A 1406-nucleotide genomic window follows, 5' to 3' on the forward strand; every position below is an offset into this window, starting at 1 on the left:
TTGCTGGACGCGGCCGAGCGGGAGCTGGTCCTGCGGACGTGGAACGACACGAGTGTGGAGATCCCGGAGCGCTCACTCGGTGACCTCTTCGAGGAACAGGCCCGGACCCGGCCCGAACACCCCGCCGTCATCTTCAACGAACACACCCTGACCTACGGGCAGTTGAACGAACAGGCCAACCAGCTCGCGCACCACCTGACCGACAGCGGACTACGCCGCGGCGACCTCGCCGGCGTCCTCCTCGAACGCGGCATCGACTTCGCCGTCACCCTCCTCGCCATCGTCAAGACCGGCGCCGGATACGCCGTCCTCGACCCCGACTTCCCCGACGAACGCCTCACCACCACCGCCACCGACGCCCACATCACCACCCTCATCACGGACACCGCCCGGAGCGGGCGGATCTCCGGCCCCTGGTCCGTCATACAGGTCGACACCGAACGCGAGACCATCGGCCGCCACCGCACCGACAACCCCGGTCTGCGCGTGACCCCCGTGGATGTGGCGTGTGTGATGTTCACCTCCGGCTCCACCGGCCGCCCCAAAGGCGTCCTCTCCTCACACCACAACCTCATCTCCACCCTCACCCACCAGACCTACGCCACCTTCGGACCCACCGAAACCTTCCTCCAGTGCTCCCCCGTCTCCTGGGACGCCTTCAGCCTCGAATTCTGGGGAGCACTCCTCCACGGCGGCACCACCATCCTCCAACCCGGCCAGAAACCCGAACCCACCCACATCACCCACCTCACCACCCACCACCCCATCACCATGCTCCAACTCTCCTCCAGCCTCTTCAACTACCTCACCGACGAACACCCCCACACCTTCCAACACACCCACACCACCTACACCGGCGGCGAACCCGCCAGCCCCACCCACACCCACCAACTCCAACAAACCCACCCCCACCTCACCATCACCAACGGCTACGGCCCCGCCGAATCCATGGGCTTCACCACCACCCACACCATCACCCCCACCACCACACCACCCACCACCATCCCCATCGGCACCCCCCTCACCAACAAACACGCCTACATCCTCGACACCCACCTCCAACCCACCCCCATCGGCACCACCGGAGAGCTCTACCTCGCCGGCCACGGACTCGCCCACGGCTACCTCAACCAACCCACCAACACCGCCACCCACTTCATCCCCAACCCCTACGGCCCCCCCGGCACCCGCCTCTACCGCACCGGCGACACCGCCCACTGGACCCCCACCGGCCAACTCCACTACACCGGCCGCACCGACACCCAAATCAAAATCCGCGGCTTCCGCATCGAACCCACCGAAATCGAAACCACCCTCCAAACCCACCCCCACATCACCCAAACCGCCATCACCACCCACACCGACCACCACAACACCCCCCGCCTCACCGCCTACATCACCACCAC

General features: G+C 66.3%; 1 protein-coding gene. It reads left to right on the forward strand.

The features are described 5' to 3' along the window. On the forward strand, nucleotides 1–1406 hold a 1406-nt coding region (locus ACIBAE_RS29625), incomplete at both ends, for an amino acid adenylation domain-containing protein (RefSeq protein ID WP_399291482.1).

Origin of the sequence: Streptomyces sp. NPDC051569 (assembly GCF_044454085.1) — a bacterium.
In the GTDB taxonomy this organism is placed as follows: Bacteria; Actinomycetota; Actinomycetes; order Streptomycetales; family Streptomycetaceae; genus Streptomyces.